We start from the raw sequence: 25691 nt of genomic DNA on the forward strand, positions 1-25691 counted from the left end.
GTTCAGCGGTACACTTTCAGCAAACATGCTCAAGCACAATTAATTAAATTGAATTTCAAAGTGAAACAAATCAAAAATTCGCCGGCGTATTCGCACTGATAATCTCCGCCTCATCCGCCCCAATATTCCGAAATTTATGCGGCAGCGTCGTAGGAAAGTAATACCCATCCCCGGCATTCAACACACTCACCTGCCCATCCACGGTCAACTCAACCGTTCCACGCGTCACCAGCCCACACTCCTCGCCTTCCGCATGCACGATCGGCTCTTCCCCGGAGCTCGCGCCCGGAGCGTACTGCTCACGAAGCAAGCGCATCTGACGGCTCGGCACCGAGGCGCCAATCAGCAGCAGGCGCAGGCCGTGGCGGCCGAGGTCGGGTTGTTCGTTGGCGCGGAACACGTATTGGTGTTCGCGCGGGGGCTGGTCGAAAGTGAAGAAGTCGGCCAGGGACATCGGGATGCCTTCGAGCAGCTTTTTCAGCGAGCTGACGGAAGGACTGACGCGATTCTGTTCGATCAGGGAGATGGTGGCATTGGTCACGCCGCTACGCCGGGCCAGCTCGCGCTGGGAGAGTTTGTAGCTTTCGCGTACTAGTTTGAGTCGAGAACCCGTATCCATGACAGCCTTATGTGAGTAGTACTTAAGGGTAATGGGGGTGGGTGGCGGGTGCCGCGCAAGGCGCGCGGATCACGTTGCTCCCGTGTCCCGGAACCGTGAAAGGCGGCTATTAAATCACGTTTGCCGGTGTTGCTCAGCAGGTTCGATGGACGGTGGGGCAAAAGTCCCTCTTGCCTTGTTAATACAGTCACTGTGGGAGCGAGCCTGCTCGCGAAAGCGGTGTGTCAGTCGACAACGATGTTGGTTGATATGGCCTCTTCGCGAGCAGGCTCGCTCCCACAGTTGGATCACTTTTGTGTCAGTTGGCTTTGTGGCGGTTGTCAGGGAGTCATCGCTGGCAAGCCAGACTCCCACAGGGTTTGCAGTGTTTCTGTGGGAGTGATGGTGCCTGTACTGGCGCCATCGCGAGCAGGCTCACTCCTACAGTGGTCACCTTGGTGTTTCAGGTAAAAAACCGGCGGGGTCCTGGGGGCCGCCGCCGGGGAGGTAACTAGATGCCGAAACGGTCGCGCAGCGAGTAGTAGACGGCGCCGAGGGCGGTCAACGGGGCGGAGAAGGTGCGGCCGCCGATCATTGGCATGTGCGGCAGCGAGGCGAAGGCGTCGAAGCGTTCGGCGTCGCCACGGATCATTTCCGAGATCAGTTTGCCGGCCAGATGCGAGCAAGTGACGCCGTGGCCGCTGTAGCCTTGCATGTAGTAGGCGTTTTTCTCGATGCGGCCGAATTGCGGCATGCGTGACATGGTCAGCAGGAAGTTGCCGGTCCAGCGGTAGTCGATTTTCACGTCCTTGAGCTGAGGGAAGGTCTTGAGGATCTTCGGCCGGATCAGTTGTTCGATGTCGTCCGGTTCCCGCGCGCCGTAGACCACACCGCCGCCGTACAGCAGACGGTTATCGGCCGTCAGGCGGTAGTAATCCAGCAGATAGTTGCAGTCTTCGACGCAGTAGTTGTTGGTGATCAGGCTGCGCGCCTGCTTCTCGGTCAGTGGCTCGGTGACGACGATCTGCGAGCCGCAGGGCATGCTTTTCGCGGTCACGCGATTGTCCAGACCTTGTGGCAGGTAGGCGTTGCCGGCGATCAGCAGGTACTTGGCACGCACCTGGCCTTTGGCGGTGCGCACGACGTTCGGCTCGCCGTATTTGATTTCCACGGCAGCCGATTGCTCGTAGATCTTGCCGCCCAGACGCACGATGGCTGCGGCTTCACCGAGGGCCAGGTTCAGCGGATGAACGTGGCCGCCCTGCAGGTCCAGCAGGCCGCCAACGTAGGCGTCGGAGCCGATTTCGCGACGGATGTCAGCGGCATCGAGCATCTTCAGGTTCTTGTTGCCGTAACGTTCCCAGCTGCGCTTCTGCTCGGCCAGGCCGTTGAGCTGTTTCTTGTTCATCGCTGCGAAAATGCCGCCCGGACGGTAGTCGCATTGGATGTCGTATTCCTTGATCCGCGAACGGATGATGTCGGCGCCTTCGAAGATCATGCTGCCGAGGATTTCCGCGGTCTTGTCGCCGTAGCGCTCTTCGATCACATCGACGTCACGACTGTAGGAGTTCACCAGTTGCCCGCCGTTGCGACCGCTGGCGCCGTAGCCGACTTTCGCCGCTTCCAGCACCGTGACTTTGTAGCCGGCCTCGCTCAGAAACAGCGCCGAGGACAGGCCGGTGTAGCCGGCGCCAATGATGCAGACATCGCACTCGACCGACTCTTCAAGGGTCGGGAAGTCGATGACTTCGTTGCGCGTGGCGGCGTAGTAGCTGTTGACGTGTTGTTGCTTCATTTTTTTGTTCTCCGAGGGTCGCCCATCAAGGGCGACCACCGCTGTAGAAAATCAGAGCTTGATCCAGGTCGCTTTCAGCTCGGTGTACTTGTCGAACGCGTGCAGCGATTTGTCGCGACCGTTGCCCGACTGTTTGAAACCACCGAACGGCGCGGTCATGTCGCCGCCGTCGTACTGGTTGACCCAGACGCTGCCGGCACGCAGGCCACGGGCGAAAGTGTGCGCCTTGCTCAGGTTGCTGGTCCAGACACCGGCGGCGAGGCCGAAGATGCTGTCGTTGGCGATCTGCAGCGCTTCTTCAACGGTGTCGAAGGTGATCAGCGACAGCACCGGGCCGAAGATTTCTTCGCGGGCGATGGTCATGGCGTTGGTCACGCCGTCGAAGATCGCCGGTTGCACGTAGAGGCCGCCGGTTTCTTCGAGGGTGCGCTGGCCGCCGGCAATCAGCTCGGCGCCCTGCTCGCGACCGATGCTGATGTAGCGCAGCACGTTGTCCAGTTGACGCTGATCGACCACCGCGCCGACGGTGGTCGCAGGATCCAGTGCGTGCCCCGGTTTCCACGCTTGCAGCGCTTCCACCAGCAGCGGGATGAATTGCTCGCGGATCGAACGCTCGACCAGCAAACGCGAACCGGCGGTGCACACTTCGCCCTGGTTGAAGGCGATCGCACCGGCCGCAGCCTGGGCGGCCGCGCGCAAGTCCGGGGCGTCGGCGAACACCACGTTCGGGCTCTTGCCACCGGCTTCGAGCCAGACGCGTTTCATGTTGCTCTGGCCGGCATAAATCATCAGCTGTTTGGCAATCGCCGTGGAGCCGGTGAAGGCCAGCACATCGACGTCCATGTGCAGCGCCAGCGCCTTGCCGACGGTGTGGCCGAAGCCCGGCAGCACGTTGAACACGCCTTTCGGGATGCCGGCATCCAGTCCAAGCTGCGCGATGCGGATCGCGGTCAGTGGCGACTTTTCCGAAGGCTTGAGAATGAACGAGTTACCCGCCGCCAAAGCCGGGGCGAATTTCCAGCTGGCCATGATCAGCGGGAAGTTCCACGGCACGATCGCGGCGACTACGCCGGACGGCTCGCGGGTCACCAGACCGAGTTGATCGTGCGGGGTGGCGGCGACTTCGTCGTAGATCTTGTCGATGGCCTCGGCGCTCCAGCGGATCGCATTGGCGGTCGCCGGGATGTCGATGCTCATCGAGTCGCTGATCGGTTTACCCATGTCGAGGGTTTCCAGCAGCGCCAGTTCTTCCTGGTGTTGCAGGATCAGATCGGCGAAGCGGATTAGGATGCGTTTGCGCTCGGCCGGGGCTTTGTTGGCCCACACGCCGGAGTTGAACGATTGGCGCGCGACTTCGACGGCGAGGTTGGCGTCGGCTTCATCGGTGCTGGCCACGGAGGCGAGAAAACGGCCGTCGACGGGGCTCAGGCATTCGAAGGTGGCGCCGCTGATCGCCGGGCGATATTCACCGTTGATGAACGCGCGGGATTCGATGGTCAGGGACTGGAAGCGTTGTTCCCAGTCGTTGCGTGTGGTGGTCATGGTTGTGGCTCGACAAGGGGGTGGATGACGGGCAAACACCCGTCAATCGAATTGGGTAACCGAATCCCCTGTGGGAGCGGGCTTGCTCGCGAAGGCGTCGTTACATCCAACGTCTTCATTGCGAGATACTCCGCTTTCGCGAGCAAGCCCGCTCCCACATTGGATCGGTGTTGGTCTGCAAATCACACCGTATGCAGATACCAGTTGTACTCAAGGTCGGAAATCGAGTTCTCGAACTCGGCCAGCTCGCTTTCCTTGCACGCGACGAACACGTCGATGTACATCGGGTCGATGTACTTGGCCATGACTTCGCTGTCGTCCAGCTCACGCAATGCGTCGCGCAGATTGTTCGGCAGGCTCTGTTCGTTCTGCTCGTAGCTGTTGCCTTCAACCGGCGCGCCCGGTTCGATCTGGTTGGTCAGGCCGTGGTGAATACCGGCCAGTACCGAAGCCATCAGCAAGTACGGGTTGGCGTCGGCGCCAGCCACGCGATGTTCGATGCGCACGGCGTCAGCCGAACCGGTCGGCACACGTACTGCAACGGTGCGGTTGTCGATGCCCCAGCTCGGCGAGTTCGGCACGTAGAACTGCGCGCCGAAGCGGCGGTACGAGTTGACGTTCGGGCACAGGAACGCCATTTGCGCAGGCAGGGTCTCCAGCACACCGCCGATCGCGTGGCGCAGCGCGGCGTTCTGCTCGGGATCCTCGCTGGCGAAGATGTTGTTGCCTTCTTTGTCCAGGATCGAAATGTGAACGTGCAGACCGTTGCCCGCCTGGCCCGGATACGGCTTGGCCATGAAGGTGGTGTCCATCTCGTGGTCATAGGCGATGTTCTTCACCAGACGCTTGAGCAGCACCGCGTAGTCGCAGGCCTTGATCGGGTCGGAGACGTGATGCAGGTTGACTTCGAACTGCGCCGGGGCACTTTCCTTGACGATGGCGTCAGCCGGAATGCCCTGCTCTTTCGCGCCTTCCAGAATGTCCTGGAGGCAGTCGACGTATTCGTCGAGATCGTCGATCAGATACACCTGAGTCGACACCGGGCGCTTGCCGGAGACCGGCGACCGTGGCGACTGCGGACGGCCGTTCACGTTGTCCTGGTCGATCAGGTAGAACTCCAGTTCGAACGCGGCGCAGATGGTCAGGCCCAGCTCGTCGAATTTGCGCACGACGTTGGCCAGTACTTCACGCGGATCGGCGAAGAACGGCTCGCCCTCGATCTCGTGCATGGTCATCAGCAACTGTGCGGTTGGGCGCTTCTGCCACGGCTCGATGCTCAGGGTGCCCGGGATCGGGTAGCAGATGCGGTCGGCGTCGCCGATGTCCAGGCCCAGACCGGTGCTTTCCACCGTGGAGCCATTGATGTCGAGGGCGAAGAGCGAGGCCGGCAGGTTGATGCCTTTCTCGTAAACCTTGTGAAGACTGGTGCGCTCGATGCGCTTGCCGCGCACCACACCGTTCATGTCTGCAATCAGAAGGTCGACGTACAAAACCTCAGGATGTTTCTTAAGGAATGCGTTTGCTTCGTTGAGTTGAACGGCACGCAGAGGGACCGACATGATGCACCTATTTAGCTGTTAATTATTATGTTCACCGCTGTTTCGCCGAGCCAGTCAATCCGAAAGGCAAAGTGAAGTCAATAGCGAACACCTGGCCGCTCAGCGTTTATTTTTCGGGCTTTTTTTAACACTCACGTGCCAATGCAGGCGCCGCAAGGCCTGGAATCATGAAGATTGGATGAACGGCGTTTAGAATTTTTTACATGGCAGTTGTTAATTAAAATCAACGAGGCTAAGCTCCGGAAAAGCTCGTTCAAGTGTCAAACTTCGAGGTGAATAAAAATGGCATTCAAGCCATTGATCGGCGTTACTGCGTGCGTCAAACAGATTGGCCTGCACCCCTATCACATCAGCGGCGACAAGTACGTACGTGCTGTCAGCGTTGGCGCTCAGGGTCTTCCAGTGGTCATTCCTTCCCTTGGCAAACTGACTGAAATCGAAGACCTGCTCGGTCAACTCGACGGTCTGTTGCTGACCGGCTCACCCTCGAACGTGGAGCCCTTCCACTATCAAGGTCCGGCCAGCGAACCCGGTACGGATCACGATCCGGCGCGGGACGCCACTACCCTTCCTTTATTGCGTGCAGCCATTGCCGCGGGCGTTCCGGTGCTCGGCATTTGCCGTGGCTTCCAGGAAATGAACGTGGCCTTCGGTGGCAGCCTGCACCAAAAGGTGCACGAGCTGCCGGGCATGCTCGATCACCGTGAAGCCGACAGCCCGGACGTGGCCGTGCAATACGCACCGGCGCATGCCGTGAGCGTGTTGGCGGGCGGCGTGTTCGAAGCGCTGGAGTTGCCGGGCGAGTTCCAGGTCAACTCGATTCACAGTCAGGGCATCGACCGCCTCGCACCCGGCCTGCGTGCCGAAGCGGTGGCGCCGGATGGCCTGATCGAGGCGATCTCGGTCGAGCACAGCCCGACCTTCGCCCTCGGCGTGCAATGGCACCCGGAATGGCAGGTGCTGGACAACCCGAACTACCTGAAGATTTTCCAGGCATTCGGCGAGGCCTGCCGGCAACGGGCAGCGCGACGCAACCAGCGCTGACTCAACCCAGCATTTCAAAACTGTTTACTGCCCCCACGGGGTCGGCGGTTGCGCGTGTGCGCATCCGTCATCCGTGAAAACAACAAACCGTAATAACAACAAGTACGACCCAGGCAGCCAGGACGGCGGCGCCGACCAAGCCCTCGGCAGCGCAAGGTCAGTCAGGCATGCGCAATTCCCCTGTAGGAGTGAGCCTGCTCGCGATAGCAGTAGACCAGTCAACAGAGATGTCGACTGAGATGGCCTCATCGCGAGCAGGCTCACTCCTACAGGGGGATATGTAATGACTGAAATTGCGCTTACAGGCTTGCAATCCACTTAAGCCAGGCCACATTGGCCCGGCGACTGAAACCTGTTGGGAGTTTCACATGGCAAACGCCTCCAGCACTTACCGGAAGGCACTTGAAGGCCACCAGCAACCGAAAAAGGTTCTGGTGAAAGTCGATCGTGTCACCAAGAAGTTCGACGAAACCACGGCAGTGGACGATGTGTCCCTGGAGATCCATCAGGGCGAAATATTTGCCCTGCTCGGTGGCTCCGGCTCGGGCAAATCGACCCTGCTGCGCATGCTCGCCGGTTTCGAGCGCCCGACCGAAGGGCGGATTCTGCTCGACGGCGTGGACATCACCGACATGCCGCCGTACGAGCGGCCGATCAACATGATGTTCCAGTCCTACGCGCTGTTCCCGCACATGACTGTGGCGCAGAACATCGCCTTCGGCCTCAAGCAGGACCGTTTGCCGGCCAGCGAAATCGATGCCCGTGTCGAAGAGATGCTGCGCCTGGTGCACATGACCCAATACGCCAAACGCAAACCTCATCAGTTGTCCGGCGGTCAGCGCCAGCGCGTCGCCCTCGCCCGCTCTTTGGCCAAGCGTCCAAAGCTGTTGCTGCTCGACGAGCCGATGGGCGCGCTGGATAAAAAACTGCGTTCGCAGATGCAACTGGAACTGGTCGAGATCATCGAGCGCGTCGGCGTGACCTGCGTGATGGTGACCCACGACCAGGAAGAAGCCATGACCATGGCCGAGCGCATCGCGATCATGCATCTGGGCTGGATCGCCCAGATCGGCAGCCCGGTCGACATCTATGAAGCGCCGGTCAGCCGCATGGTCTGCGAATTCATCGGTAACGTGAACGCCTTCGACGGCACCGTGGTGGAAGACCTTGAAGGTCACGCGATCATCCACAGCCCGGACCTGCAGCAGAAGATCTACGTCGGCCACGGCGTCAGCACTTCGGTGCAGGACAAGTCGATCACCTACGCAATCCGCCCGGAAAAAATGCTCGTCAGTACGCTCAAGCCAGAGACCCGCTACAACTGGTCCGAAGGCAAGGTGCATGACATCGCCTATCTCGGCGGCCACTCGGTGTTCTACGTCGAACTGCCCGGCGGCAAAATCGTCCAGTCGTTCATGGCCAACGCCGAACGCCGTGGCGCGCGGCCGACCTGGGACGACAAGGTCTACGTCTGGTGGGAAGACGACAGCGGCGTGGTACTGCGCTCATGAGAACCTTCAATCAGCAATTCCTGCGCCTGGTGCCCAGCGGGCGAAAATTCGTCATCGGCATCCCGTTCATCTGGCTGTTCCTGTTCTTCATGCTGCCGTTCTTCCTGGTGATGAAGATCAGCTTCTCGGAAGCCGCGCTGTCGATCCCGCCGTACTCGGAGATCTACACCTACGCCGAACAGAAATTCCAGCTGCTGCTCAACATCGGCAACTACACCCTGCTCGGCGAAGACGAGTTGTACCTGTCGGCCTACCTCGGTTCGCTGAAGGTCGCGGCGCTGAGCACGCTGATGTGCCTGGCGATCGGTTTTCCGATGGCCTACGCAATCACCAAGACCGGCAAGGAAACGCAAAACGTCCTGCTGCTGTTGATCATGATGCCGACCTGGACCGCGATCCTGATCCGTGTTTACGCGTGGATGGGCATCCTCAGCAACAACGGTCTGCTCAACGCGTTTCTGATGTGGACCGGGCTGACCGATCACCCGATCGAGATCCTCAACACCAACACCGCGGTGTATATCGGCGTGGTGTATGCGTACCTGCCATTCATGGTGCTGCCGCTGTACGCCAACCTGGTGAAACACGATGGCAGCCTGTTGGAAGCCGCGTCAGATCTGGGTTCGAGCAACTTCAACAACTTCTGGAAAATCACCGTGCCGCTGGCCAAGAACGGCATCATTGCCGGCTGCATGCTGGTGTTCATTCCAGTGGTCGGCGAGTTCGTGATTCCGGAACTGTTGGGTGGCCCGGAGACGCTGATGATCGGTCGCGTGCTGTGGCAAGAGTTCTTCAATAACCGCGACTGGCCGGTGGCGTCTGCGCTGGCGGTGGTGATGCTGTTGATCCTGATTGTGCCGATTCTGCTGTTCAACCGCAGCCAGGCCAAAGAGATGGAGGCACGGGGATGAAACGCTTCGGTTTTTCCAAGTTCATGTTGATCTTCGGCTTGATGTTCATCTATCTGCCGATGCTGATTCTGGTGATCTACTCGTTCAACGCCTCAAAACTGGTGACAGTATGGGGAGGCTGGTCAGTGAAGTGGTACGTCGGCCTGCTCGACAACACGCAACTGATGGGCTCGGTGGTGCGCTCGCTGGAAATCGCCTGCTACACCGCGATTGCCGCCGTCGCACTGGGCACCCTCGCCGCCTTCGTCCTGACGCGAGTGACGCGCTTCAAGGGTCGCACGCTGTTTGGCGGTCTGGTGACGGCGCCACTGGTGATGCCTGAGGTGATCACCGGTCTGTCGCTGTTGCTGCTGTTCGTGGCGATGGCGCAGTTGATCGGCTGGCCGCAGGAGCGTGGCATCGTCACGATCTGGATCGCCCACACCACGTTTTGTGCCGCCTATGTGGCGGTGGTAGTCTCCGCCCGCCTGCGGGAGCTGGATCTGTCGATCGAAGAAGCCGCGATGGATCTGGGGGCCAAGCCGTTCAAGGTGTTTTTCCTGATCACCATTCCAATGATCGCGCCGTCGCTGGCAGCGGGCGGCATGATGTCGTTCGCCCTGTCGCTGGACGACCTGGTGCTGGCGAGCTTCGTCTCCGGCCCGGGTTCGACCACGCTGCCGATGGAAGTGTTCTCGGCAGTACGTCTGGGCGTGAAGCCTGAGATCAACGCCGTGGCCAGCCTGATTCTGCTCGCGGTGTCGCTGGTGACCTTCCTGGTCTGGTACTTCGGCCGCAAGGCAGAAGCCAACCGCAAGCGTGCGATTCAGGAAGCGATGGATCAGACCGCGAACGAGGCGTGGCAGCCTCAGCGCGCAGCCACCGCCTAAGCAACACCGATGAACACTGTGGTGAGGGGATTCATCCCCGATCGGCTGCGAAGCAGTCGCCAAACCATTGCATGCGGTGTCCCTGTTACACCGCAAGTGCCTGGCTTGGGGCCGCTTCGCGACCCATCGGGGATAAATCCCCTCACCACAGCAAGCTCCCTCGCCACAGGTTTTATGTGCACCGATTTTTTATGTTGGGTTTTTGAATAAAAAAAATGGAGTTTCACCGATGAAAATGTTTGGCAGGACTCTGCTGACACTGTCCTTAATGGGCGCAATCGCCACGGGCGTCCAGGCCAACGACAAGGTGCTGCGTGTTTACAACTGGTCCGATTACATCGCGCCGGACACCGTCAAGAAGTTCGAAGACGAGACCGGTATCCAGGTGACCTACGACGTGTTCGACAGCAACGAGACCCTCGAGGCGCGTTTGCTGGCGGGCAAATCCGGTTACGACATTGTCGTGCCGTCCAACAGTTTCCTGGCCAAGCAAATCAAGGCCGGGGTCTATCAGCCGCTCGACAAATCGAAGCTGTCGAACTGGAAGAATCTCAACCCGGTGCTGCTGAAAAACGCCGCCGCCAGTGATCCGGACAACGCTCACGCGTTCCCGTACATGTGGGGCTCGATCGGCATCGGTTTCAACCCGGATAAGGTCAAGGAAGTGCTGGGCGCCAAGGCCCCGACCAACTCTTGGGACTTGCTGTTCAAGCCGGAAAACGCCGAGAAGCTGAAAGCATGTGGCATCAGTTTCCTCGACTCGCCGACCGAAATGATCCCGGCCGCCCTGCACTATCTGGGCTACCCGGTGAACGACAAGGACAAGGCGCACATTCTCGAAGCCGAAGCGCTGTTCATGAAGATCCGCCCGTACGTGGCGTACTTCCATTCCTCGAAGTACATCTCCGACCTGGCCAATGGCAACATCTGCGTGGCGGTCGGTTACTCCGGAGATGTGCTACAGGCCAAGGCCCGCGCGGTGGAAGCCGGCAACAAAGTGCAGATCGATTACAGCATTCCGAAGGAAGGTGCCGGCAGTTTCTACGACATGGTCGCGATCCCGCGCGATGCGGCGAACGTCGAGAACGCCTACCTGTTCATGAACTTCCTGATGCGCCCGGACATCATCGCCGAGATCACCAACAGCAACGGCTACAGCAACGCCAACTCGGCGGCGACGCCACTGGTGGACGAAGCGATCCGCAACGATCCAGGTTCGTATCCGTCGCAGGCGGTGATGGCGACGTTGTATGCGGTGCCGGATCAGCCGATTGCCACGCAGCGGATCATGACCCGCGGCTGGACCCGGGTGAAGCTCGGTAAATAGGCCAAGCGCAGATCCAAATGTGGGAGCGAGCCTGCTCGCGAAAGCGGTGGTTCAGTTAACCAAAATGCTGAATGTGCCGACGCCTTCGCGAGCAGGCTCGCTCCCACAGGGTCTGTGTCTGACTTTCGATTTCCCGTTCACGCAGCGCCTTACCACCGCTGCACCCTGCAATGAACGGCCTCACCTGGCTCCCTCGGCTCAGGTGAATTTTCAGGCGCTCTCGGGCGCCTTTTTTTCTGCGCTCAATTCAGTGGCCAATCCTGAAGAATCCGGTAGCGACCCTTGTGCGATTCGAACAAGGCAAAGCGCTCGGCGCGCAGGAAAAACTCCGGCGGCGTAGTGGCCTCCGGCGCCTCTGTTCGATAGTCCCGAGCCAGGGTCAGGTGCGGGCGAAACTCGCGCGGTGATTCTTCGAAGCCGAACGGCAGCATCGCCTGCTCCAACGCATACACCAGACGCAACAACCCCGGCGGTGCCTGCTCCGGCGCCAAAGACAGAATCCCGGCCCGATGCCAGACCTGCAGCCGATCCAGCGCAATCCGCAACGGCTCACCCGGCGTGCGCACCTTGCCGGCGGCCTCGCAGACCTCATGGATTTGCGCCAGCGGCACGGCACCAAGGAACAGCAACGTCAGGTGAAAGTTATCCGCCGGCACCGCTTTGCCAGTGCGCAACCCCAACTCGCCGCGCCACTGAGCGATGGCCTTGCGTTGCGGTGGCGGGCAGTCGAGGGCAAAAAACAGTCGCTTGAACGGTTCATCCCTGCGCGCATCATCGGTCATGGGCCAACTCCTTCGCTCGTCGATCAGCCGATTCTACACAGGCTCTTCTGGCGACTGGCGACACCCGGCTATAGTTCAAGGATTGCCATCGAACCGGAGGTCGCCATGCGCGAGATCCTCAGCAAAGAACCGTGGTGGGCCCGGCCACCCAGCCCCGGGCAGGATGAAACCGAGCTGGAATGGGGCTGGCTGGTGCATTACAGCGAAGGTGAACCGCGTTTCGAATTCGTCCGCGAACGGCCCACGGACGAGCAGATTCGCAACCGCAAAGGCTGCCGGATCACCCCCACTCCGGAGTGACCACCACCCCATGTGGGAGCGAGCCTGCTCGCGAAAGCGTCCGCACATTCAGCCTCACATTGCCTGACACGCCGCTTTCGCGAGCAAGCCCGCTCCCACACTGGATTTGTGGCGTGCCCATGATCGTCGCCATCCGCAAAACCCTGTGGGAGCGTGGCTTGCCCGCGAAGAGGCCGGCACATTTTGCAAACCCGCTGACTGACACACCGCCATCGCGAGCAGGCTCACTCCTACACGGAATCTGGTGAGTTTCAGGCTTCAAGAATGTTCTTGAAACCACCAAAGATCATCCGCTGTCCATCAAACCCCATGGGATTGACGTCCGGTTGCATGCGCGGGTCTTCCATCATCTTTGCCATACCGGCATCGCGGGTGGCTTTGTCGGGCCAGATCAGCCAGCCGGACGACACCGTCTCGCCGTCCTTGAGTTTTACCGCCATCGGGAATGACGTGACTTTGCCTTCCGGCACGTCATCGCCCCAGCACTGAACCACCTCCTTCGCTCCGTATTCCTTGAACAGTTTCGCGGCGATCTCACAGTGTTTTTTGTACTGTTCGCGATTGGCATTCGGCACGGGTGCTACAAAAATATCGATGTAAGCCATGATCACTCTCCTTGCACGTTGGGTTCGATCTGCCGGGTAGTCGATTGCGGCGGTTGCCATTCGACACGATTCACGCCCTGCCCGACCGACGGTTGTTCGCCCCCGCCAAGGCTGCCCTCGACCTGCCCGGCGATATGCAGGGTTCCGGCCATGACCCCGGTGGTCGGGTTCTGCAGCAGTTTCGCCCAGGCCTTGTCGAACGTGCTGCCCAGGCTGCTGCGAATCAGCGCTTCGCTGTCGGGCCGGTCGTTGGCCTGGATGATCGCGCGGATGCCCGCCACGCCGATCGAGATCACCCCGCCGACCAACTTGCCCGCCGCAGCCGCCACGGCGCTGGCGGCACCGCGTGGAGCCATTTCCGCCTCCATCCGCTGGCTGGCGCGTTTGGCCACGGGGGCCATGCCGGCGTCGGTCGAAGCGATGCCCTTGCTGCCGCCTTCGGTGTGGATCTTGTCGATCAGCGCGGCATACGCCGGCAAGGTGTTCAGCGGCTCGGTGCTGATTATTTGATACAGCGACGCATCCCGCGCCGGCGGCGGGCCGAGGGCAATCGCCGGGACCTTCTGCAGACGCCCGTTGAGCTGGGCCACCGGCACACCGTAACGCTGGGCGATGAGCGGCATCTGCCGGGCCATCAGTTGCGCGTAGAACGCCGTGGCCTGCCCGAGGATCGCGTCCGGATCGATCTCCACCGCCACCGGTGCCAGCACCCTTTCCTGATATTGCTCAAGCAGATAGCTCGCCAGGCGCTTGGCCGACGCATCCTGCTCTCCGCCGGCACTGATGGTGTACCAACTGACCTTCATCGACAGCCATTCCTGGGTCCAGTAGCTGCTGAACCACGGAATGAAATTTTCTTCAGTTTGCTGATAGACGCGAGTGCGCCAATGTTCCATCGAACCCCGGGCAAATACTTTGACTTGCTCGGTGGATTGCTGCGAGGCGCTGACGATGTCGCGATCGATCTGCTGCCAGATCGCCGGCGATACCACCACTGCTCGCGGCGCCACCGGAGCCCGCGCCGAGGAGGCGCAGCCAGCCAGCAGACACAGTGCGGCGAGGCTCAGTGCACGCAGGTTCACGGTGGTGGAGTCCTTGAATGGAGGAAAACAGATTTGAGTATAGGTGCGGGTATTGGGCCATTTGTCGGTTGTGGCCAAGCTGGCCCCATCGCGAGCAGGCTCGCTCCCACAGGGGGACGCATTTCAAGGTGGGAGCAAGCCCACTCCTACTGGGGGGGAACATCAACCATCAACGCCGTCGATATTCACCATCGCCACGATTGCCTTCCGCCCGCCGCCCGGCGAAGGCACGATTCACCCATCCGAGACGCAACGAGGAGTACCCATCATGATTCGCACCATCACCCTCTCCGTGAGCTTCCCGGTGTTCGGCAGCAACTACTACGACCAGCAAGTCGTCTCGCGCAAGTCCCAGGCGCTGCTGTTCAACGAAGATTTCGACGATGTGCTGATGCCCGCCGCGAGCAATCATTTCAGCAATGAAGTGGTCGGCATCAACGATCAGTTCCGCTTTCTGAGCGACATACTCGCCACCCATCTGCTGGATCTCGAGGCCACCGCGCCTGCGCATTCCAGCGTCCGGGCGAGCGCTCATTTTTAATCGACGAGGGCGTTCCCGTTGCGGGAACGCCCTTTTGATTTCTACTCAGTCATCATCGCGATCACGATAGTAACGACGCCCGTCGCGACGACCATCGTCGCGGTCATCCCAACGCCGGTCATGGTCGTAATAGCGCCCGTGATCACGGTCGTAATGTCGTCCGTGGCGATGATCATCATCAAAGTCCGCCACACAGCCAGCCAGCAAAACAGCGGCGGATATCGTCAACAGCAAGGTTGTTGCACGCTTCATTCAAACTTCCCTAACACCAAAGTCTTGACCACGGAACGGCTGTCACTGCCCGCGCCTTCAGGACGCAGTGCGCGCAGCCGCTGATACGACCGGACAAAAGGACTTTGATTCACTGCCCGACCACGACCGTTGATCGGCCCGCCGCCAGCATCCGGGCAGCGGCGAAATGCCACCTATACTGCTGCTTAGCGACTCCCACGCAACGGATCTGCGCCTCGATAACAACAAGCAGAGGTGGACCATGGTCTGGCAGCAAATTTACGACCCGTTCGGCAACCCGTTGATCTCCACGCTCATGGCTGCAGTGCCGGTGGTGGTGATGCTCGCGGCGCTGGCGTTCTTTCACGTCAAGGCGCATCTGGCCGCCCTGTTGGCGTTGGCGTCGGCCCTGCTCATCTCGATCTTCGCCTTCGGTATGCCGGCGAGCATGGCCGGCTCAGCCGCGCTGTTCGGCGCGGCCAATGGCTTGCTGCCGATCGGCTGGATCGTGCTCAACATCATCTTTCTGCACCGCCTGACCACCGAGAACGGCTCGTTCAAAGTGCTGCAGGATTCTCTGGCGCGAATCACCGATGACCGGCGTTTGCAGTTGCTGCTGATCGCGTTCTGCTTCGGTGCATTTTTCGAAGGCGCGGCCGGGTTCGGCACGCCGGTTGCGGTGACCGGGGCGATTCTGATCGGCCTCGGTTTTTCGCCGTTAGCCGCCTCGGGGCTGGCGCTGATTGCCAACACCGCACCGGTGGCGTTCGGCGCCCTCGGCACGCCGGTCATCACCCTGGCGAAAGTCACCGGGCTGGACGAGATGGAGCTGTCGATGATGGTCGGTCGGCAGTTGCCGTTTTTCTCGGTGCTGGTGCCGTTCTGGCTGATCTGGGCGTTTGCCGGGTGGCGCAAGATGCTGGAGATCTGGCCGGCGATTCTGGTGGCCGGGGTCAGCTTCGCCGTGCCGCAGTTCCTCGTATCGAACTACCACGGGCCGATGCTGGTGGACGTGATCGCCGCGCTGATTTCCATGGCCTGCCTGACCCTGTTCCTGCGGGTCTGGAAACCGGCGACGGTGTACACCTCGGCCGCCCTGTCCGGGCGGGTCGACAACTCCCGGGTCGAGGAAGAAAAAGTCACCGCCAGCGCCGCCTTCCGCGATCAGGCGCGCCCGGCGGTGATGCGTGCGTGGATGCCGTGGATCATCCTCACGGTGTTCGTGTTTGCCTGGGGCACCCAGGGCTTCAAGAACATCTTCGACGTGCGCCCGGCGCTGGATCCGGTAACCCATTCGGTGAAACTTGATGCGCAAGGCAAACCGCTGAATGAGGCCAATCCGATTTTCTCGCCGGCGCTGACCTTTACCACCCTGCACCTGCAAGTGCAGAAAGTCCCACCGGTGGTGCCGGCGCCGAAAGCCGAAGAGGCGATCTACAAGTTCACCTGGTTCACTGCCACCGGCAGCGGCATCCTGCTGGCGGCGATTGTCGGCGGGCTGCTGATGGGCTATTCGATCCCGCAACTGATCAAGCAATACCTGCGCACGTTGTGGGTGGTGCGCTTTTCGTTGATCACCATTGCCGCGATGCTGGCGCTGGGATTTCTCACGCGTTATTCCGGACTGGACGCCACCATGGGTCTGGCGTTTGCCGCGACCGGGGTGTTCTACCCGATGTTCGGCACCCTGCTCGGCTGGCTCGGCGTGGCGTTGACCGGCTCGGATACGGCCTCGAACGTGCTATTCGGCGGACTGCAACGGGTGACCTCGGAACAACTGGGCATCAGCCCGGTGCTGATGGCCGCAGCCAATAGCTCCGGCGGGGTGATGGGCAAAATGGTCGATGCGCAATCGATCGTGGTCGCCTCCACTGCCACCCGCTGGTATGGGCACGAGGGCGAGATTCTGCGCTACGTGTTCTTCCACTCGATCGTGCTGGCCATCCTGGTGGGCGGGCTGGTGACATTGCAGGCGTATGTGGCGCCGTTTACGCACATGGTGGTTGGCGGGCATTGATCACAAACTCTGTGGGAGCGGGCTTGCCCGCGATGGCGGTGTGTCATTTAAGCGAAAGGCTGACTGACACGACCTCATCGCTGGCAAGCCAGCTCCCACAAGGTTAAGCATTGCCCAGCCAATTGATGAGCCATGCGCATAACTCTATAGCGCAAATCCGCAAAAACCTTTTCCCCTCCGCGCAGGTCATTCCAAGAACGAGACCGGTAAACATGCCGGCGCGCCCGTTTGGGCCCTTCAATCCCTGCCGTCCTGATTAAGCCAGAGAGGAATCGAAGCATGACGATTTCCCGACGAAGATTCCTGATCCTCGGCGCGGTGACCGCCACCGCGTTTGCAATGCCCCCCTTCATTAGCCTCAAGGCCTACGCGGCCAGTCTGGAGCAACCCGCCATGGCCAAACTGACGATCAACGTCAACGGTAAACCCCAAGCCCTTGAGGTGGACAACCGCACCACCCTGCTCGACGCCCTGCGCGAGCACCTGCACCTGACCGGCAGCAAAAAAGGCTGCGACCACGGCCAGTGCGGTGCCTGCACCGTCATCGCCGACGGCCGCCGGATCAACTCCTGCCTGACGCTTGCGGTGATGCATGTAGGCAGCGAGATCACCACCATCGAAGGCCTGGGCATGCCCGACAACCTGCACCCGATGCAGGCCGCGTTCATCAAGCATGACGGCTACCAGTGCGGCTATTGCACGCCGGGGCAGATCTGTTCGGCGGTGGCGGTGCTCAAGGAAATCCGCGAGGGCATTCCCAGCCACGTCAGCCCGAGCCTGACCGAAGCCCCGCAACTGATCGCCAGCGAATTCCAGGAACGCATGAGCGGCAACATCTGCCGCTGCGGCGCCTACTCGAACATCATCGAAGCCATCACTGAAGTCGCGCAGGTGCCAGCATGAGAGCGTTCAATTACAGCCGCGCCGATTCCCCCGCCGCAGCCGCAACGCTGGCGGCGCAGGTCGAAGGCGCGAAGTTCATCGCCGGTGGCACCAACCTGCTGGACTTGATGAAACTCGACATCGAAACCCCGCTGCATCTGATCGACGTCAACCACTTGGGCCTCGATCAGATCGAAGCCACGCCTGAAGGCGGATTGCGCATCGGCGCGCTGGTGCGCAACACCGACCTGGCCGCTGACAGCCGCGTGCGCAAGGACTACGCGCTGCTCTCCCGCGCCCTGCTCGCCGGGGCTTCCGGCCAGTTGCGCAACATGGCGAGCACCGCCGGCAACCTGCTGCAACGCACCCGCTGCCCGTACTTCTACGACGTCAATCAGGCCTGCAACAAACGCCAGCCCGGCAGTGGCTGCGCGGCGATTGGCGGGGTCAGTCGCCAATTGGGGCTGATCGGCGTCAGCGACGCCTGCATCGCCACCCACCCCAGCGACATGGCGATTGCCATGCGCGCCCTCGATGCGCAGGTTGAAACGGTGAAGCCGGACGGCAGCACACGCAGCATCGCCATCGCCGATTTCCATCAACTGCCAGGAAATACGCCGAACATCGAAACCAGCCTCACGCCCGGCGAATTCATCACTTCGGTAGCCCTGCCGGCCCCGGTTGGCGGCACGCACATTTATCACAAGGTGCGCGATCGCTCGTCGTACGCTTTCGCGCTGGTGTCGGTCGGTCTGATCCTGCAAAAGGACGGCAGCGGCCGTGTGGCGGTCGGCGGTATTGCGCCGAAACCGTGGCGGGTGGAAGACGCCGACGCGTTGCTGCCCAAAGGCGCAAAAGCCGTCAGCGAACGCTTGCTCGACGGTGCCACGCCAACCCACGACAACCAATTCAAACTGACGCTGGTCGAGCGCACGCTCGGCTCGGTGTTGGCGCAAGCGAGGGATGAAGCATGAAGTTCGACACGCCCGCCACCACCAACCCGATTGACCAGCTCAAGGTCGTCGGCAAACCCACCGACCGCATCGAAGGCCCGTTGAAAACCAGCGGTCAGGCGCCATATGCCTACGAGCAGCACGAGGCCGTGGCGAATCAGGCTTACGGTTTCATGGTCGGCTCGGCCATCGCCAAGGGCCGCATCAGCCACATCGATCTCGACGCTGCACAAGCGGCGCCCGGCGTGCTGGCCATCGTCACCGCCGCCAATGCCGGCAAGCTTGGCAAAGGCCAATACAACTCGGCGCCGCTGCTCGCCGGGCCCGAGGTGCAGCACTATCACCAGGCCGTGGCGCTGGTGGTCGCCGAGACCTTCGAACAGGCTCGCGCTGCGGCGCAATTGGTCAAGGTCGATTACGTCGCGGCCAAAGGCGAGTTCGAACTGGCCAAAGTGCTTGACCAAGGCGTCGAAGACGACGAGTTGCCCGACGTCACCCACGGCGATTTCGACAAAGCCTTCGCCGCTGCGCCGGTGCAGTTCGACCAGACCTACACCACTCCCGATCAGTCCCACGCGATGATGGAGCCGCACGCGACCCTGGCCGCCTGGAAGGGTGATCATCTGACCTTGTGGACCTCCAATCAGATGATCGCCTGGAGCGTCGGCGACGTCGCCACGACGCTTGGCCTGCCCAAGGAAAACGTGCGCCTGATCTCGCCGTACATTGGCGGCGGCTTCGGCGGCAAACTGTTCATTCGTGCCGACGCAATCCTCGCCGCCCTCGGTGCGCGCCTGGCCAACCGCCCGGTGAAAGTCGCCCTCGCCCGCCCGCAAATGGCCAACAACACCACCCACCGCCCGGCCACAATCCAGCGCATTCGGATGGGCGCGACGGCGGACGGCAAGCTCAGCGCCATCGCTCACGAAGGCTGGTCGGGCAACCTCAAGGACGGCAAAGTCGAGGTCGCCGCGCAACCGAGCCAGTTGCTTTATGCCGGGGAAAATCGCCGGGTGACCATGCGCCGGGCGCCGCTGGATCTGCCCGAAGGCAACTCCATGCGCGCGCCGGGTGAAGCGCCGGGGCTGATGGCGCTGGAGATCGCCATGGACGAAATGGCCGAGCAGCTCAAGCTCGACCCGGTGCAGTTCCGCATCCTCAATGACACCCAGGTCGACCCGGTAAAAACCGAGCGTCCGTTTTCCCAGCGACGCCTGATCGAATGCTTGCAGACCGGTGCCGAGAAATTCGGCTGGAACCAGCGCAATGCTACTCCCGGCAGCCGTCGCGAAGGTCGCTGGCTTATCGGCATGGGCGTCGCCGCCGCGTTTCGCAACAACCTGCTGCTGAAGTCCGGCGCCCGAGTGCGGCTGGAGCGCGACGGCAAGGTCACGGTGGAAACCGACATGACCGATATCGGCACCGGCAGCTACACGATCATTGCGCAGACCGCGGCCGAGATGATGGGCGTGGACCTGGCGGACGTCAGCGTGCATCTGGGGGATTCGACCTTCCCGGTATCGTCCGGCTCCGGTGGCCAGTTCGGCGGCAATTGCTCGACTGCCGGGGTGTATGCCGCGTGCATGAAGCTGCGTGAAGCGGTGGCGACGAAGCTGGGCATGAGCGGTAGTGACGTCGAGTTTGCTGACGGTCAGGTGCGCGCCGGCGGCAAGACCCTGCCGCTGCGTGATGCGGCAAAAGATGGCGTGGTCGAGGCCGAGGACAGCATCGAGTTCGCCGACCTCGCCAAGCAGTATCAGCAATCGACTTTCGGCGCGCATTTCGTGGAGGTTGCGGTGGATGCAGCGACCGGCGAAGTCCGCGTGCGGCGCATGCTCGCGGTGTGCGCGGCGGGACGGATTCTCAACCCGAAAGCCGCACGCAGCCAGGTGATCGGCGCGATGACCATGGGCGTCGGCGCGGCGTTGATGGAAGAGCTGGCGGTGGACAAGCGGCTGGGCTTTTTCGTCAATCATGACCTGGCCGGATACGAGGTGCCGGTGCATGCCGACATCCCGCATCAGGAGGTGGTTTTCCTCGACGAAACCGATCCGATTTCATCGCCGATGAAAGCCAAGGGTGTGGGGGAACTGGGGATTTGCGGCGTGAGTGCGGCGGTGGCAAATGCGATCTACAACGCCACCGGGGCGCGGGTGCGTGAGTATCCGATTACGCTGGACAAGATCCTCGATTCGTTGCCGGAGATGATCTAGTCATCTGCACATTCAAGCCCTCTCCCCAAGCGATATGGGGTGAGGGCTTCGGTAGCGCACTAGCATGGGGTGCTAGGGGTCGAGGATGCGGAAGTTATTCCGATCTTGGGTATTGTGCCGCACTCACCTGCTCCATCCACTCCACCACTTCACCGTCCAGCACTTCGGCAATCGCAATGTGCGTCATCGCCGTGGTCGGCGCGGCGCCATGCCAGTGCTTCACCTGCGGCGCGATCCACACCGTATCGCCGGGACGGATCTGTCGAACCGGCTGACCCCACTCCTGCACAAAACCTGAACCGGCGGTGACGATCAGCGTCTGACCCAACGGATGGCTGTGCCACGCCGTGCGTGCGCCGGGCTCGAAGGTCACCGTGGCGCCGCTGACACGCGCGGCATCGCTGCCCTTGAACGGCGCGTCAACACGCACAGTGCCGGTGAACCAGTCTGCCGGGCCTTGGGCCGAGGGTTGCGAGCCGTTGGGAGTAACAATGACGCGCGGGGATTCGTTGGCCTGGGCCTCACCCGCCAGTAAGGACAGGGTCAGTGCAGAAGCGGCAATCGGGTTCATGGCGATGGTCTCCGGTGATCAATAGCCGCACTTTACCGGGCCGTACTCTTCAGATAATCGACTAGAATTCGAAAAAACTTATGCAGGACACTCATCAATGCTTCGAGAAAACGCCAGTGACCTGCTCGCCTTCCTTGCCGTGGCCCGCGAGCGCAGCTTCACAAAAGCCGCAGCCAAACTCGGCGTTTCGCAATCGGCGCTCAGCCATACCATTCGCGCCCTTGAAGCGCGTCTGGGCCTGCGCCTGCTGACCCGCACCACGCGCAGCGTCTCACCCACCGAGGCTGGCGAACATTTACTGCAGACCATCGGCCCGCGCTTCGAAGAGATCGAACAGGAACTGGCGGCCCTGAGCAACCTGCGCGAAACCCCGGCCGGCCGGATCCGCATCAGCGCCACCGACCATTCGCTGAACTGGCTGCTGCGCCCGGTGCTCAAGGAATTCCTGCCCCAGTACCCGGACATCGCCGTCGAGGTGATCTGCGATTACGGTTTCGTCGACATCGCCGGACAAGGCTTCGACGCCGGCATTCGGCTGGGCGAAGACGTGGCCCAAGGCATGATCGCCACCCGCATCGGCCCGGACATGCGCATGGCGGTGGTCGGCTCGCCGGCCTATTTCGCCAACCGTGCACGCCCGCAAACACCAAGAGACTTGACTGACCACGCCTGCAACAACCTGCGTCTGCCCACCAACGGCGGGCTGTACACCTGGGAATTCGAGAAGGGTGACGAAAGCCTCAAGGTACGAGTGTCCGGGCAAGTCACGCTGAATGGCGTCTACCCGCTACTCGACGCCGCAGTCGACGGTTTCGGCCTCAGCTACATTCCGGAAAACATCGTCGCGCCGTATCTGGCCGACGGGCGTCTGGTGCAAGTGCTGGCAGACTGGTGCCCGACGTTTGCCGGTTACCACCTGTACTACCCGAGCCGACGGCAGGCTGCGCCGGCGTTTGCGCTGTTGGTGGAGGCGTTGCGGTATCGCGGTTGACCGCCTACCCCAGCAGCGCAATCAACTGATGCCGCTGCGCATCGGTGAGCATCGGCCCGAATCCGGCGCCAGCGTTGTCGGCCATGTAGCGCGGATTGCCGGTGCCGGGAATCACGCAAGTCACCGCCGGGTGCGACAGCAAAAACTTCAACGCCAGTTGCGGCCAGCTGTTGACCTGCACGTCCGAGACCCAGGCCGGCAACGGCTTGGCCTTGAGACGGGCGAGCAACCCGCCGCCGCCAAAAGGCCGATTGCAGATCACCGCCACCCCGCGTTCACGGCACAGCGGCAGAATGCGTTTCTCCACGCCACGGTCATCGAGGGCGTAGTTGATTTGCAAAAAATCCAGTTGTTCGGCCTTGAGCACTGCTTCGACTTCATCGTAGGCCGACGGCGTGTAATGGGTGATGCCGATGTAGCGAATGCGCCCCTGTTCTTTCCATTCGCGCAGGATTGGCAGATGGCTCTGCCAGTCCAGCAGATTGTGGATCTGCATCAGGTCGATGCGTTCGGTGCGCAGCAGACGGAAGGATTCCTCCATCTGCGCGATACCTTCCTTGCGCCCTTGGGTCCAGACCTTGGTCGCCAGAAACGCGGGTGAACGCGGTTCGTGAATCGATAGCAGCTCGCCAGTAGTTTGCTCGGCGCGGCCATACATCGGCGAGCTGTCGATCAACGTGCCACCCTTTTTGAACAGCTCGTCGAGCACTGCTGGCAATAGCTTATAAGCCGGATCGCCGGGAGCAACGTCAAAGCCGCGATAAGTGCCCACGCCCACTATGGGCAACAGCTCGGAGCTGGAAGGGATGGCGCGGGTCTGCATGGTCTGGTCTCCTGCCTGGCTCGGCGAAGTGGCAGTCGGCGTGATGGCAGTGGCCAACGCCCGGTCAAAGGTCAGGACCGCCGAAACCCCGGCAGCCAGCGTGAGCAAGCGGCGCCGGGAACAACCCTCAGTGTGGCTCATGCGGGTTCCCCTGCTGCGTGAATCTGTTGCACGTTATGTGCGACGGCTGCCGGCCCGATTCGCTGGACTACACTGCGACTGCGAACACCCGCGCCCCGTTAAAGTTAGTCGAATGTCCAGAAAACTGATGTCACTCGTCGCCTTGCTCATCGCCCTCTACCTGTTGCTGTGCGGGGCGCTGTTCATTTTTCAGCGCTCGCTGATCTATTTCCCCCAGCCTGACAACGCCGTGACTACGGAAGATTCGCGGCTGAAACTGGCGATGCCGGAGGCCGATGTGTGGGTGACCACGCGCGCGCATGCCGGGCCAAAAGCGCTGATCTACTTTGGCGGCAATGCCGAAGATGTGTCGCGCAATCTGCCGTCGCTCAGCGAGGCTTTTCCCGACTACGCGGTGTTTTTGCTGAACTACCGGGGCTTCGGTGGCAGCGGCGGCTCACCTTCGGAAGAAGCGATTGCCGAAGATGCGCTGGCGCTGTTTGATCAGGTGTACGCCAGCCATCCGCAGATTGCCGTGATCGGCCGCAGCCTGGGATCGGGGGTGGCGGTGCGGCTGGCGAGTCAGCGTCCGGCGACCAGATTGATTCTGGTGACGCCGTACAACAGCCTCGAAGAAATTGCCGTCCGCCAATATCCGTGGTTGCCAGTGAAGTGGCTGCTGAAGGATCGCTTCGAATCGGGCCGCTATGCCGCGCACATTCGCGTGCCGACGTTGCTGTTGGCGGCCAGCGATGACGAAGTGATTCCACGAGACAGCACGCAGCGGCTGCTGACGCATTTCCCCAAAGGCGTGGCGACGCTGCGGGTGGTGCCGGATTCGGGGCACAACTCGATTTCCGAGCGGGTGCAGTATCTGCAGTGGATGCAGGAAGTGCTTGATCGCTGATAGCCGATTATTGCGTTGGCTGAACTGGCCCCTTCGCGAGCAGGCTCGCTCCCACCTTGATAATGCAATCCCCTGTGGGAGCGGGCTTGCTCGCGAAGGCGCCAGTGCGAACAACACAAAATCCAAGGATCGCCCTCCCCTTCATCACCCACCAAAAAAGCCAGATGGCCAGCATGAACCAAGTGCAAAAAGCCCAGTCCTAGTGGCGCCGTATTCCGCGGCTGCCCACTTCAGCACTGTCCTTTTCCCTGAGTCTGCCGTCCCATGCGCCATGTCGTTCGCTCATCACGCTTCGTTTCGCTGTGCCTGCTGATCCTTGCCCCATTGTTCACCGAGACCACCCACGCCAGCGAAGAGCGGCAACTCGTGGCCGCGATCAACGACTACCGCGCCCATCCGCAACGCTGCGACCGCCGCCCGGCCCAGCGCCTGGCGCCACTGTCGCTGAAATCGAATCTGGCGCTGCCGATCGGCTATGGCTACGGCGGTGGCTTGCGCGAGAGATTGAAATCTTCGGGGTATTCGTCGGTGGCGGTACGCAGTATCCGCATCATTGGGGCCGGGGATGCCGAGGAAGCCTTCGAACAGCTGCAAGACAGCCACTGCAGCGCACTGCTCGACGATCAGTACGCCGACATCGGCGTCAGCCGCTCCCGTGGTGAATGGCAAGTGGTGCTGGCGCAACCGGTGCTCGACAGTCGTGTCGGCGACAACCGCAGCGTCGGCAAGGCCTTGCTCGCCGAAGTCAACGCCGCTCGGGCACGCCCCCGGATGTGCGGGCGCCAACGCTTTGCCGCCGCCCGCCCCCTGAGCTGGAACCCGGCGCTGGGCGCCGCCGCACAAGGGCACAGCAAAGCCATGGCATACGGCAACTATTTCGCCCACCGCGACCCGGACGGCGATATGCCGGCGGATCGCGCCCGGGCGGCGGGTTATCGAGGTCGGCAGATCGGCGAGAATATCGCCGCCGGCCAGAGTTCACCGGGCAAGGCGATGGCCGGATGGCTGGCCAGCCCCGGCCATTGCGCCAACCTGATGAACCCGATGTTCACTCAGGTCGGTGCCGGGTTCGCCAGTGAGGCGCGCAGTGATGAGGGGGTTTACTGGACGATGGTGTTTGGCGCGCCTTGATTCGCTTGAGAGCTTTTCAGTGACGCTACTGGCCTCTTCGCGAGCAAGCCCGCTCCCACACTGGATCTGTGTTGTTCACAAATCCATGTGGGAGCGGGCTTGCTCGTAGAGGCTGGTACAGACACCCTCAATCGCTTGCGCCGCCTCCCGGTTCAGTCCAGTTCGGTGTGATGCGAGAAGTTACAGCGCAGTAGAAACAGTTGCGCCCTTCGATAAAAAAGGGCGCTGGAGTCTGGAGTAAAACGACCGGGGTTCAGACCGGAGAAATCGTCGCAAGCATTCCGATCAGAATGGTCAACGTCAGAAACCCACCGAGGAAAATCGCCATCTTGTTCATGCTGCTCTCCTTAATGTTGAGCTTGCGGTGCACCGGGCGCTTCGGGATG

At 61.4% G+C, this 25691-nt stretch carries 24 protein-coding genes; 14 read left to right on the forward strand and 10 right to left on the reverse strand.

The genetic code is table 11. The annotated features are described in order from the left end of the window. Positions 1–70: 70 nt before the first annotated feature. The 4 genes from ACOYXG_RS16105 to ACOYXG_RS16120 form a co-directional block, all read right to left on the reverse strand. A complete protein-coding gene (locus ACOYXG_RS16105; protein WP_003226097.1) occupies positions 71–619 on the reverse strand; it encodes a cupin domain-containing protein in 549 nt (182 codons plus the stop codon). 490 nt (positions 620–1109) lie between these two features. Further along, a complete protein-coding gene (locus ACOYXG_RS16110; protein ID WP_115989464.1) occupies positions 1110–2393 on the reverse strand; it encodes an NAD(P)/FAD-dependent oxidoreductase in 1284 nt (427 codons plus the stop codon). A 51-nt stretch (positions 2394–2444) separates the two neighbouring features. Continuing rightward, the gene (locus ACOYXG_RS16115; protein ID WP_096796465.1) at positions 2445–3935 is read right to left on the reverse strand and encodes an aldehyde dehydrogenase; all 1491 of its coding nucleotides are present in this window, start codon (positions 3933–3935) and stop codon (positions 2445–2447) included. Between the two features lie 182 nt (positions 3936–4117). Continuing rightward, positions 4118–5494, reverse strand: a complete 1377-nt coding sequence (locus ACOYXG_RS16120) for a glutamine synthetase family protein (protein WP_027611689.1) — start codon at positions 5492–5494, stop codon at positions 4118–4120. 282 nt (positions 5495–5776) lie between these two features. Here ACOYXG_RS16120 and ACOYXG_RS16125 point away from each other — a divergent pair, with 282 nt between their 5' ends. The 5 genes from ACOYXG_RS16125 (at position 5777) to ACOYXG_RS16145 (ending at position 11156) form a co-directional block, all read left to right on the forward strand. After that, complete coding sequence (locus tag ACOYXG_RS16125) at positions 5777–6538, forward strand: gamma-glutamyl-gamma-aminobutyrate hydrolase family protein (RefSeq protein ID WP_460352766.1); 762 nt, start codon at positions 5777–5779, stop codon at positions 6536–6538. Positions 6539–6906: 368 nt separating this feature from the next. After that, positions 6907–8049, forward strand: coding sequence for a polyamine ABC transporter ATP-binding protein (gene potA / locus ACOYXG_RS16130; RefSeq protein ID WP_041073459.1), 1143 nt, complete (start codon positions 6907–6909; stop codon positions 8047–8049). Positions 8050–8078: 29 nt separating this feature from the next. Then, positions 8079–8960, forward strand: a complete 882-nt coding sequence (locus ACOYXG_RS16135) for an ABC transporter permease subunit (protein ID WP_460358488.1) — start codon at positions 8079–8081, stop codon at positions 8958–8960. After that, a complete protein-coding gene (locus ACOYXG_RS16140; protein WP_282413481.1) occupies positions 8957–9829 on the forward strand; it encodes an ABC transporter permease subunit in 873 nt (290 codons plus the stop codon). The genes ACOYXG_RS16135 and ACOYXG_RS16140 overlap by 4 nt, the downstream gene beginning before the upstream one ends. A gap of 229 nt (positions 9830–10058) precedes the next feature. Continuing rightward, on the forward strand, positions 10059–11156 hold the full coding sequence (locus ACOYXG_RS16145) for a polyamine ABC transporter substrate-binding protein (RefSeq protein ID WP_123588331.1): 1098 nt from the start codon (positions 10059–10061) through the stop codon (positions 11154–11156). Between the two features lie 242 nt (positions 11157–11398). On the opposite strand, the gene thpR is transcribed toward ACOYXG_RS16145, so the two are convergent. Beyond that, positions 11399–11938 carry an RNA 2',3'-cyclic phosphodiesterase gene (thpR, locus tag ACOYXG_RS16150; protein ID WP_135296114.1) on the reverse strand — a complete coding sequence of 180 codons (540 nt, stop codon included), beginning with the start codon at positions 11936–11938 and terminating at the stop codon, positions 11399–11401. A 105-nt stretch (positions 11939–12043) separates the two neighbouring features. Here thpR and ACOYXG_RS16155 point away from each other — a divergent pair, with 105 nt between their 5' ends. Continuing rightward, positions 12044–12238, forward strand: coding sequence for a hypothetical protein (locus ACOYXG_RS16155; RefSeq protein WP_336838793.1), 195 nt, complete (start codon positions 12044–12046; stop codon positions 12236–12238). 251 nt (positions 12239–12489) lie between these two features. On the opposite strand, the gene ACOYXG_RS16160 is transcribed toward ACOYXG_RS16155, so the two are convergent. Both ACOYXG_RS16160 and ACOYXG_RS16165 read right to left on the reverse strand, forming a co-directional pair. Then, positions 12490–12843, reverse strand: coding sequence for a DUF1428 domain-containing protein (locus tag ACOYXG_RS16160; protein ID WP_027611682.1), 354 nt, complete (start codon positions 12841–12843; stop codon positions 12490–12492). Positions 12844–12845: 2 nt separating this feature from the next. Next, positions 12846–13925 (reverse strand): hypothetical protein, encoded by a 1080-nt coding sequence (locus ACOYXG_RS16165; protein ID WP_460352771.1) that lies wholly within the window; start codon positions 13923–13925, stop codon positions 12846–12848. 268 nt (positions 13926–14193) lie between these two features. Here ACOYXG_RS16165 and ACOYXG_RS16170 point away from each other — a divergent pair, with 268 nt between their 5' ends. Continuing rightward, complete coding sequence (locus ACOYXG_RS16170; protein ID WP_096796472.1) at positions 14194–14466, forward strand: hypothetical protein; 273 nt, start codon at positions 14194–14196, stop codon at positions 14464–14466. 45 nt (positions 14467–14511) lie between these two features. Here the strand turns inward: ACOYXG_RS16170 and ACOYXG_RS16175 are convergent, their stop codons facing one another. Continuing rightward, positions 14512–14718: a hypothetical protein gene (locus ACOYXG_RS16175; protein WP_096796473.1), complete on the reverse strand. Its 207-nt coding sequence runs from the start codon at positions 14716–14718 to the stop codon at positions 14512–14514. A gap of 241 nt (positions 14719–14959) precedes the next feature. On the opposite strand from ACOYXG_RS16175, the gene ACOYXG_RS16180 reads away from it, so the two are divergent. The 4 genes from ACOYXG_RS16180 (at position 14960) to paoC (ending at position 20762) form a co-directional block, all read left to right on the forward strand. After that, positions 14960–16714 carry an L-lactate permease gene (locus ACOYXG_RS16180; RefSeq protein WP_460352773.1) on the forward strand — a complete coding sequence of 585 codons (1755 nt, stop codon included), beginning with the start codon at positions 14960–14962 and terminating at the stop codon, positions 16712–16714. A 279-nt stretch (positions 16715–16993) separates the two neighbouring features. Further along, positions 16994–17617: an aldehyde dehydrogenase iron-sulfur subunit PaoA gene (gene paoA, locus ACOYXG_RS16185; RefSeq protein WP_096796475.1), complete on the forward strand. Its 624-nt coding sequence runs from the start codon at positions 16994–16996 to the stop codon at positions 17615–17617. Further along, the gene (locus ACOYXG_RS16190) at positions 17614–18570 is read left to right on the forward strand and encodes an FAD binding domain-containing protein (protein WP_460352776.1); all 957 of its coding nucleotides are present in this window, start codon (positions 17614–17616) and stop codon (positions 18568–18570) included. Before paoA ends, ACOYXG_RS16190 begins: the two co-directional genes overlap by 4 nt. Then, the gene (gene paoC / locus ACOYXG_RS16195) at positions 18567–20762 is read left to right on the forward strand and encodes an aldehyde oxidoreductase molybdenum-binding subunit PaoC (RefSeq protein WP_460352778.1); all 2196 of its coding nucleotides are present in this window, start codon (positions 18567–18569) and stop codon (positions 20760–20762) included. Before ACOYXG_RS16190 ends, paoC begins: the two co-directional genes overlap by 4 nt. 94 nt (positions 20763–20856) lie before the next feature. On the opposite strand, the gene ACOYXG_RS16200 is transcribed toward paoC, so the two are convergent. Further along, positions 20857–21333 (reverse strand): (R)-mandelonitrile lyase, encoded by a 477-nt coding sequence (locus tag ACOYXG_RS16200; protein ID WP_336838788.1) that lies wholly within the window; start codon positions 21331–21333, stop codon positions 20857–20859. Positions 21334–21430: 97 nt separating this feature from the next. On the opposite strand from ACOYXG_RS16200, the gene ACOYXG_RS16205 reads away from it, so the two are divergent. After that, positions 21431–22324 (forward strand): LysR family transcriptional regulator, encoded by an 894-nt coding sequence (locus tag ACOYXG_RS16205; RefSeq protein WP_460352780.1) that lies wholly within the window; start codon positions 21431–21433, stop codon positions 22322–22324. Positions 22325–22328: 4 nt separating this feature from the next. On the opposite strand, the gene ACOYXG_RS16210 is transcribed toward ACOYXG_RS16205, so the two are convergent. Then, positions 22329–23288 carry an aldo/keto reductase gene (locus ACOYXG_RS16210; protein ID WP_460352782.1) on the reverse strand — a complete coding sequence of 320 codons (960 nt, stop codon included), beginning with the start codon at positions 23286–23288 and terminating at the stop codon, positions 22329–22331. A gap of 112 nt (positions 23289–23400) precedes the next feature. Here ACOYXG_RS16210 and ACOYXG_RS16215 point away from each other — a divergent pair, with 112 nt between their 5' ends. Continuing rightward, the gene (locus ACOYXG_RS16215; RefSeq protein ID WP_460352784.1) at positions 23401–24174 is read left to right on the forward strand and encodes an alpha/beta hydrolase; all 774 of its coding nucleotides are present in this window, start codon (positions 23401–23403) and stop codon (positions 24172–24174) included. Between the two features lie 264 nt (positions 24175–24438). After that, positions 24439–25305 (forward strand): CAP domain-containing protein, encoded by an 867-nt coding sequence (locus tag ACOYXG_RS16220; RefSeq protein WP_460352786.1) that lies wholly within the window; start codon positions 24439–24441, stop codon positions 25303–25305. Positions 25306–25691 lie beyond the last annotated feature (386 nt).

It is taken from the genome of Pseudomonas sp. G3-39, from assembly GCF_054790485.1.

Coding starts and splice junctions, on each gene's coding strand:
- ACOYXG_RS16170 (WP_096796472.1), top strand. CDS start 14,194: ATGATTCGCACCATCACCCTCTCCGTGAGCTTCCCGGTGTTCGGCAGC.
- ACOYXG_RS16140 (WP_282413481.1), top strand. CDS start 8,957: ATGAAACGCTTCGGTTTTTCCAAGTTCATGTTGATCTTCGGCTTGATG.
- ACOYXG_RS16155 (WP_336838793.1), top strand. CDS start 12,044: ATGCGCGAGATCCTCAGCAAAGAACCGTGGTGGGCCCGGCCACCCAGC.
- potA (WP_041073459.1), top strand. CDS start 6,907: ATGGCAAACGCCTCCAGCACTTACCGGAAGGCACTTGAAGGCCACCAG.
- ACOYXG_RS16120 (WP_027611689.1), bottom strand. CDS start 5,494: ATGTCGGTCCCTCTGCGTGCCGTTCAACTCAACGAAGCAAACGCATTC.
- ACOYXG_RS16125 (WP_460352766.1), top strand. CDS start 5,777: ATGGCATTCAAGCCATTGATCGGCGTTACTGCGTGCGTCAAACAGATT.
- ACOYXG_RS16105 (WP_003226097.1), bottom strand. CDS start 619: ATGGATACGGGTTCTCGACTCAAACTAGTACGCGAAAGCTACAAACTC.
- ACOYXG_RS16110 (WP_115989464.1), bottom strand. CDS start 2,393: ATGAAGCAACAACACGTCAACAGCTACTACGCCGCCACGCGCAACGAA.
- ACOYXG_RS16200 (WP_336838788.1), bottom strand. CDS start 21,333: ATGAACCCGATTGCCGCTTCTGCACTGACCCTGTCCTTACTGGCGGGT.
- ACOYXG_RS16215 (WP_460352784.1), top strand. CDS start 23,401: ATGTCCAGAAAACTGATGTCACTCGTCGCCTTGCTCATCGCCCTCTAC.
- thpR (WP_135296114.1), bottom strand. CDS start 11,938: ATGACCGATGATGCGCGCAGGGATGAACCGTTCAAGCGACTGTTTTTT.
- ACOYXG_RS16115 (WP_096796465.1), bottom strand. CDS start 3,935: ATGACCACCACACGCAACGACTGGGAACAACGCTTCCAGTCCCTGACC.
- ACOYXG_RS16205 (WP_460352780.1), top strand. CDS start 21,431: ATGCTTCGAGAAAACGCCAGTGACCTGCTCGCCTTCCTTGCCGTGGCC.
- ACOYXG_RS16220 (WP_460352786.1), top strand. CDS start 24,439: ATGCGCCATGTCGTTCGCTCATCACGCTTCGTTTCGCTGTGCCTGCTG.
- ACOYXG_RS16175 (WP_096796473.1), bottom strand. CDS start 14,718: ATGAAGCGTGCAACAACCTTGCTGTTGACGATATCCGCCGCTGTTTTG.
- ACOYXG_RS16145 (WP_123588331.1), top strand. CDS start 10,059: ATGAAAATGTTTGGCAGGACTCTGCTGACACTGTCCTTAATGGGCGCA.
- ACOYXG_RS16180 (WP_460352773.1), top strand. CDS start 14,960: ATGGTCTGGCAGCAAATTTACGACCCGTTCGGCAACCCGTTGATCTCC.
- ACOYXG_RS16210 (WP_460352782.1), bottom strand. CDS start 23,288: ATGAGCCACACTGAGGGTTGTTCCCGGCGCCGCTTGCTCACGCTGGCT.
- ACOYXG_RS16160 (WP_027611682.1), bottom strand. CDS start 12,843: ATGGCTTACATCGATATTTTTGTAGCACCCGTGCCGAATGCCAATCGC.
- paoA (WP_096796475.1), top strand. CDS start 16,994: ATGACGATTTCCCGACGAAGATTCCTGATCCTCGGCGCGGTGACCGCC.
- paoC (WP_460352778.1), top strand. CDS start 18,567: ATGAAGTTCGACACGCCCGCCACCACCAACCCGATTGACCAGCTCAAG.
- ACOYXG_RS16190 (WP_460352776.1), top strand. CDS start 17,614: ATGAGAGCGTTCAATTACAGCCGCGCCGATTCCCCCGCCGCAGCCGCA.